This window comes from Chloroflexota bacterium (genome assembly GCA_034717495.1).
In the GTDB taxonomy this organism is placed as follows: domain Bacteria; phylum Chloroflexota; class Anaerolineae; order JAAEKA01; family JAAEKA01; genus JAYELL01.
Genome location: JAYELL010000117.1, coordinates 1 through 7,305, shown reverse-complemented (window position 1 = coordinate 7,305; position 7,305 = coordinate 1). Strand labels below are relative to the sequence as shown.

At 56.2% G+C, this 7,305-nt stretch carries 5 protein-coding genes; all 5 read right to left on the bottom strand.

Annotated elements, in window-relative coordinates; translation table 11 throughout:
- The coding region (locus U9R25_20475; GenBank protein MEA3338272.1) for a hypothetical protein at positions 1-3,661 on the bottom strand (3,661 nt) is incomplete at its 3' end.
- Between the two features lie 531 nt (positions 3,662-4,192).
- Entirely contained in the window at positions 4,193-4,912 is a 720-nt protein-coding gene (locus tag U9R25_20470) for a response regulator transcription factor (protein ID MEA3338271.1), read from the bottom strand.
- Between the two features lie 101 nt (positions 4,913-5,013).
- Positions 5,014-5,781: a ComF family protein gene (locus U9R25_20465; protein MEA3338270.1), complete on the bottom strand. Its 768-nt coding sequence runs from the start codon at positions 5,779-5,781 to the stop codon at positions 5,014-5,016.
- 274 nt (positions 5,782-6,055) lie between these two features.
- Positions 6,056-6,217, bottom strand: a complete 162-nt coding sequence (locus tag U9R25_20460) for a Flp family type IVb pilin (protein MEA3338269.1) — start codon at positions 6,215-6,217, stop codon at positions 6,056-6,058.
- Positions 6,218-6,223: 6 nt separating this feature from the next.
- The gene (locus U9R25_20455; GenBank protein ID MEA3338268.1) at positions 6,224-6,928 is read right to left on the bottom strand and encodes a response regulator transcription factor; all 705 of its coding nucleotides are present in this window, start codon (positions 6,926-6,928) and stop codon (positions 6,224-6,226) included.
- Positions 6,929-7,305 lie beyond the last annotated feature (377 nt).

Sequence of the window (7,305 nt, the reverse complement as noted above, 5' to 3'; positions counted from 1 at the left end):
TCTCCCAGGTAGCATCGTCATCATACTCGTTCAGGAAACCGATCGGACTACAGATCACTTCCGCCGTGTTGGCAAACGGATCACCAGCTCCTGCCGGTATCTCGAAGCCGTTCACGTTGATCACGTGCGGAGCATCACCAGAGGCCATCGTGAAGGTCTCATCCACGCCTACCAGAGCATCAGTCACCCTGCACTCCAGGTTCGGCGTGTCAGGTGAGCTGTTGTTGTCCAGCGTGATGGTGTAGTCCACGGGGTCGCCGATCTTGCTCAACTCGTCACCAGTCTTCGTCAGCTCGATGGCCGGTTGGAACAGATTCACCGAGTGCTGCGCCGTGCGGGTCACCTGGTTCGGGAACTCATCCACCCCGTACACTGCAGTCACCTCGTTTTCGTACGGGTCACTGGCATCATCCGGGATGGTGTGCGTTACCTGGAAGGAGCATATCTCACCCAGGTCCAGCACGTCACAACCGACCGTAGTCGCCGGCCCGGACAGGTCGCCAAGTTTATCGTCGACGATGCTCACCAGGTTCAGCACCGGCACGATCGGCGCCCGTTGGTCGGTCGACGACAAGTTCTCGATTGTGAAGGTGTAGGTCACATCGTCCCCTATCTTGCTCAGCTCATCACCTGTCTTCGTGATGCTGAACTCCGGCCAGAACAGATCGACTCTCCACGTGTCAGAGCCAGAGATCTCGTTCAGGAAGCCATCGGGGTTGTAGACGGCCGTGGCGGTGTTGACCAGTGGGTCAGGATCACCCGGCTGGACCGTGTAGGTATAGTCGAACGTGCAGCCGGCTGTTGGAGCCAAAGGACTGCATGCGCCTGGCGGCACAACGCCCGCCACCAGGCTGTCGACGAAGCTGTCGAGGGTCAGGTCAGGCGAGTCAGCCGAGGAGGTGTTGACGATCCCGATCGTGTAGGTAACATCGTCACCCACCTTGCTCTCTTCATCGCCTGTCTTCGTCAGCTCGATCGCCGGCTGGAACAACTGCACCGTATGGTCATCCCAATCGGTGATCGGGTTGGGGAAGCCGTCAGGATTGTAGAGAACATCTACACGGTTATCCAGTGGATCATCGTCCCCTTCCAGCACAGTGTAGGACACACTGAAATTGCAGGAACCACCTGAAGCCAGGATGTCACACCCTGCCGCGCTAGCCGCAGCCGTCAGGTTGCCCAATCCAGCCCCACCGTTGTTATCGCCGGTATCAAGCACACTGACCAGGTTCAGCGACGGACTGTCAGCCGAACTGGTGTTGTTGATGGTGTAGTCGTAGGTGACTTCATCTCCTATCTTGCTCAGCGTGTCGCCTTCCTTGATTACCTCTACGGATGGCTGGAAGAGATCGATGGAATGGCCATCCGATGCCGAAGCTACCTCCGTGGTACTGTCCACATAGGTACAGGTTGCCGAGGCGGTGTTGACGTAAGGATCGGAAGCATCAGCCGGGATCGTCCAGGCCGGAGACCACGTCTGAACATCGCCCGGGTTCAGTGTCACGGGCTGGGAGAATTCGATCTGGGCATCGGACACGATGCACTCCAGGGCAGGCGTGCCCGGTGTGCTGGTGTTTTCGATGGTGATGGTGTAGGTCACCTCATCACCTATCTTGGACAATTCATCGCCGCTCTTGTCCAGGGTAATGGATGGAAGCACCGGCGTGTTGCCGAAATTGTTGTCCGTGTGAGCCGGTTCGCCGGAGATCAAGGTGATCTCATAGCCCAGCGTTCCGTTGGGGCAGGTCAGAATGCCGGTCCCAACCTGCGGGAAGGTCTGATTGTAGCCCGGCTGCACATCCTCGCAGACCTTGTAGGTGCCAGGTTTCAGGCTGAACTCGTAGTAACCGAGCGGCCAAGGGGCTGCGCCGGTAACCGCGCTTGCCACCTCTGTGTCGACACCATCGTACACACGAATGGTCCAGCCATCCAGCGCCGGCTCGTCCGGCTGCTGCCAAGAGTGATCACTGTTGGTGTCGCCAAACTTGGACCCAGACTTGATGACATTCTGGTAGTTGCCAAAGTTGTTGTCCGGGTAGGTCAAACCATTCTCGAAAGTCTCTTCGTGGTAGCACGGATTCGGGGAAGAGCATGTCCAGCCAGCCTGTGCCTCTTCCTTGACCTTCCACGTGCCAGGCTGAATGCCGGTGATCTCGTAGAAGCCCGTCTCGTCCTCAATGGTCAACGGATCATCTGTTTGCGTCACGGCAAAGGGCTCGGGATCATACACGGGGGTAACGGGATCATCAGGGTCGATGATGCCGTTATCGTTATAATCAACCCATATCGTCCAACCGGACAGGGCTGGCTCGTCCAGATCCCAGTTGCCATCGGCATTCAGGTCATGCCACTTGTATCCCGACTTCTTGGCCCGGACTTCCTGGATGTCCGCGCCCTTGATCTGGTTATCCACTGACCCTGTCGCTGCGCCATCCAGTTGCATCAGGGAGAAGTGATAGGGCCCGCCGCTGATGCTGCTGGCACCCATGTCCGGACCCCAGCCAGGATAGTCGACAGCGCTAGAAGCTATGTGTCCCGCCATCAAAAACAATATATGGCTCGACTCCGAAGTCCAATTGAGCTGGTAGTGGATGTAGTCGTCAGCAGCGCTATCGTCCGTCTTCTCGTGACCAGGCGGGCCAGGCGGCGGGCCAGCAAACGGCGTGAGGGATGCGTTGGTGATCAGGGCATCGCCACAGAGGGTGACCGTGCGATTGCCATACTGAGCCTCGAACTCATCGATACGATCCTGATACGACCCAGTGCCATTTGCGAATAGGTTGCTCTGGTAGTCGTCATCAGGTACTTCGACCTCTACGCAATTGGTATTCACCGTCGGTTTGATCATATTACAGATATCAAGCATAGAACCAGGGATCGCATCGTCGCATACCTGGCCGTACAGATCATGGAACGGCACGCCCGCCTCAAGGGCCAGCTGAATGGCCTGGTCATAGGAAACCAGCCAGTCGTAGGCATGAGCGCCACCTTTCGTAGCCTGATGTTTGAAGGTGAGCCAGTGCTCGTCATTCGATTGCACCGTAATATCGGTGAAGATCGTGCGCTGCGGCACACCCATGCCCTCATAGTAGATGGAGTTGCTCTGCTGGAGGATCCCATTGATCCATTCGCAGTTGCCGAGCCCGGCACTACCATCGTTAGCGCACTGTTTGAAGTCCCTGTCGCCGTCAAAGAACCAGACACTGGCGATGGGTGTTTCGTTCAGGTCGCCGGACCAGGGGTTCAAATAGGCGCGCACCTCGTAGGCGCCCCACATACCGTTCAGATCATATAGGTAGGTGAAGCTGCCGTTCTCGTCCGAGGTGACACTTTCCCATCCGGGCTGCCAATCCTCCGGCACATATTCTATGGAACGACCCTCCGGTGGTGGAACGTAAATCGCGATAACACCATCCGGCCGGATGACTGGAATGTCATAAGTGGTGTTGGCTTCAAACCCGGTTCCCCAGACGGTAACAATCTCGCCGGGGTCGTAAGCGGGCTTATCGGTAGCCAACATTGGCTCACCAAGCAACTCGCTTGGCTCAATAAGCTTGGCCGAAGCCCCAAGGCTCGTTGCCAGAATCAGGACAAGAGTCAGGATACCAAAGACCCATGTCCGGCGATTGCGAACGAGACCGGCTTGTCTCTGTCCAAACATAACAAACCCTCCTTAGTGCGAAAACTACTTTACAGAAAGCGATCCACCATGGGCGACATTGCCCATTATTGATTGTTGCACACGCCCAACCTCAGCCTGTGCTTGTGCCCAAACCCATCAAACTGCTTCCAAGATCACCGCCCGATTCATTTTGAGACCAGATCTTCCCCAGGGTAACAGCGCGGAGGATATCGAATCAGTTGGGGAATCTGCGGCCAAGGTCCTGCAAAACCACGTGCCTGGTCCATATTCGCCACACCAACGTTGGCGCAGATCGGTCGATGAAACATATCACGGAGTAACTCATATTGGCTGCAAAAAACCGACCGTAAACCCTTCAACCCCATAATAGTTGGAGTTTCTAAAAAAGTTCTAAAACATTCCTAAAGTTCTCTATAAGAATCCTGTCAATTTTCTAATCATTTTCTCAACACGAGGCCTTCCACAACGAGAACAAAAAAACGCTGCGAAACGTGCACGCCAGAGCGCATTGTTCGCAGCGAACGAGATGACCAATACTGGCCAGGGTGATCAAACCGTGGTTTGCAAAAAATCGGGTACTCCCGCAAAACAATATCCCAGCCCATGCTCGGTCAGGATATACTTAGGGGTTGCTGGATCCCTCTCCAGCTTGCGTCGCAACCGCGAGATATAGGTATGGACGTACTCAGGATGGTCGATGTATTCCCACCCCCAGACAGCGGCAAGAATCTGGCGTTTGGAGAGCACCTGGCCTTTGTGGCGCACCAGAAACTCGAAGACATCGTAATCCGTTCGGGTCAACGTGACCTCTCTACCCTCCACCAGAACTTTTCGAAACTCCAGGTCCACTTGCAGGTAGCCGTCGTCAAAGATCGCCACACCGTCAGATATGCGATCGGTTGCAGTACGCTGACGCAGCAGCCTTTCTGCCCGGGCCAGCAACACATCTGCGCTGAAGGGTTTGGTCACGAAATCGTGGGCGCCCAGGTCGAATCCCCGCACGATGTCCTCGTCCATGTTCAACGCCGACAAGATAATCACAGGCACATCGGTCAATTGCCGAATCCGCCGCAGCGTTTCCCATCCGTCCATCCCGGGCATCAATATATCCAGGATGACCAAGTCGGGCTGAAACGCATAGAGCTGCCGCAAGCCCTCCGGACCACTGCTCGCTGAGCGGATGTCTATGGAATCCCGTTTGAAGATGCATTCCAGCAGTTCCCGGATATCCTGGTTATCATCAACGACCAGGATTCTTTGTCCTCTCATTCTACCTCCTCACCACCCCACGTCACCGCCAGATTCTTGAATAGCGATCGGAACGCTCGTTTCCGGTAGTTTGCTGGCAATTTCAAACCCCTGCCCTTACATTATAGCCCAACTCTTGCGATCTTGGAAGACCTTATTTTCCCGTATTCGTCCCCCGCCCGGGCGACGGTCAGTGCCCGCACGCTGGCGGCGCCTGCCCCTTTCAGGACCGTGGCGCACGCTTCCAACGTGGCGCCACTGGTTGCCACATCGTCGATCAACAGGATGTTCAGATCGGAAAGCGCCGGTCCCTGCCATTGAAAAGCACCGGCCACGTTTTTCAGGCGTTCAGGGCGAGTCAGGCTGGCCTGTTGGGTGGTTGGCCGGCCCCGCTGAAGTATGCCTGCGTCGAGCAGTGGCAACCGCGCGGTGAAACAGAGTTGCTGCGCCAGCAAGGTTGCCTGGTTATATCCCCGCTCGCGCTGTCGAGTCGGGTGCAGGGGCACCGCCATCACAATGTCCACCGGTACGACATGGCCCATCCAGTAGGACGCCAACAGGCCACCCAGGGGACGTGCCAGGTCCCGACGATTTCGGTACTTGAACTGCCAGATGATCTTTCCCAAAGGTTGGGCATAGATCGAGGCTGAGCGAATCGCCTTGAGTTGGCTCTGGCAGGATCGACAGCTATGGCAGACCCCCGGGCCTTCCCAGGGTCGACCACAATGGCGACAGATGGGAAGAGGCACAGGTGTTACCTGCCCCATGCAGTCAGGGCAGATATTGACTCCTGACTTCCCGCAGCCGGCACACTGCGGCGGAAACAGTATATCAAGCAACGTATGCCATGGTCGAGGGACGACCTCACGCTTCTCTGGCCCGCGTGCCATCGCTGAGAGTATTGGTGGCAATTTCGGCATTTTTTCCCCCTTGTTCCCGAATCCCCCTGCTAATTGTCAATTGTCAGTGGTCAACGATCAATTGTTAACGGCAGAGAGCAATTGCCAATTGTGGTCCCTGCGAGGCAGTTCAGCCAGCGCAATATTTTTGTGAGCGCGTTGTTGATGCTGCAAGCGCCTACAGAGTAAAGCTCCGTGGACAGGAACGCTTGAGACTGGCGCCCTCGTTCCCCTCCCCCAGAATTTTCCCGACATTTAACTAACGTCAGCTGGGAAACCAGGCCTGCAACAGGTCGTTGATGAAGGTCCTGATTTCATCCCCCATAATCAAAAAGATGGCAAGCACGACAATAGCGATCAGGATCAGAATCAACGCGTATTCGATAAAACTCTGGCCTGCATCGCCGCCGGAAGGCGTTTCAGTCATAAAATGTCAACTTTCCTTTTCATCTCTGGTTTCCTGCAGGGGTACCCAGCCCTTGCGCAAGGCAACCACGGCAGCCTCTGTCCGGTCACTTGCGGAGAGCTTGCGCAGAATACTGCTCATATGGTTTTTGACGGTCTGCTGACTGATTCCCAGCTTCAAGGCGATTGTTTTATTGCTTTCGCCCTCTACGATGTAACCCAGAATCTCCATCTCCCGCCTCGTAAGCGGCACCAGGGAACCCTCATCCAGGTTACTCTCCTCAGAAAGCTCGTCGAATCGGCTGAGCAGCCAGGGCATTACCTCATGTTTCTGCAGGGTGCGGCCATCGATGACATAACGCCCAGTAGCCACGGTCCGGACTGCTTCGACGAGCACGTCTGGCAAAACATCTTTCCCAAAATAGGCAGAAGCACCGGCCCGCATGGCATAGAACATCTGTTGTTCGTCGTCGTAGGCTGTCAGAACGACCACGGATACATCGTCAAGGCTGGAAGTGATCTCCCGGGTCGCCTGCAAACCATTGCGTTTGGGCAAATTGATATCCATCAGAACAACATCTGGCGTCAGCTCGAGGGCCCGCTCCACAGCCAGGTTGCCGTCACCCACTTCGGCAATCACCTCAAGGTCGGACTCCATGTTCAACACCCGTCGGAGCCCGTGCCCGAACAGCGAGTGATCTTCAGCTATCATGATCCGAATCGGTCTCATCATGACTCGCGCCTGCGATTACCTGTCGCTGCCTACCTGTTTTCCGTTTCCGGCATCTCTCCCGCCATTGTAACATAGAGCAACGGGAATTCAAACTTATCCAGGATTCCAGGGAAAGGTAGATTCGTACGGGCGACCCATTCCTGAATACAATCCTCATCCGACACATGTGATTGACGCTGCAAGACGCCTTCGCACTTCCAGGCCTTCGCGTCCCTCCGTGCCCTTCGTGGTCCAAACCCTCCCCGCGTCTCCCCATCCCCGCGTCTCCCCATCCCCGCGTCTCCCCATCCCCGCGTCTCCCCATCCCCGCGTCCCCGCGTCCCCGTGTCGCCGCGTCTCCGTGTCCTTCGTGCCCTTCGTGGTCCAAACCCTCCCCG

What these genes read in the sequence shown, in the direction of transcription:
- U9R25_20470 (MEA3338271.1), bottom strand. Translation starts at nt 4,912, where the DNA reads ATGAGAGGACAAAGAATCCTGGTCGTTGATGATAACCAGGATATCCGG.
- U9R25_20455 (MEA3338268.1), bottom strand. Translation starts at nt 6,928, where the DNA reads ATGATGAGACCGATTCGGATCATGATAGCTGAAGATCACTCGCTGTTC.
- U9R25_20460 (MEA3338269.1), bottom strand. Translation starts at nt 6,217, where the DNA reads ATGACTGAAACGCCTTCCGGCGGCGATGCAGGCCAGAGTTTTATCGAA.
- U9R25_20465 (MEA3338270.1), bottom strand. Translation starts at nt 5,781, where the DNA reads ATGGCACGCGGGCCAGAGAAGCGTGAGGTCGTCCCTCGACCATGGCAT.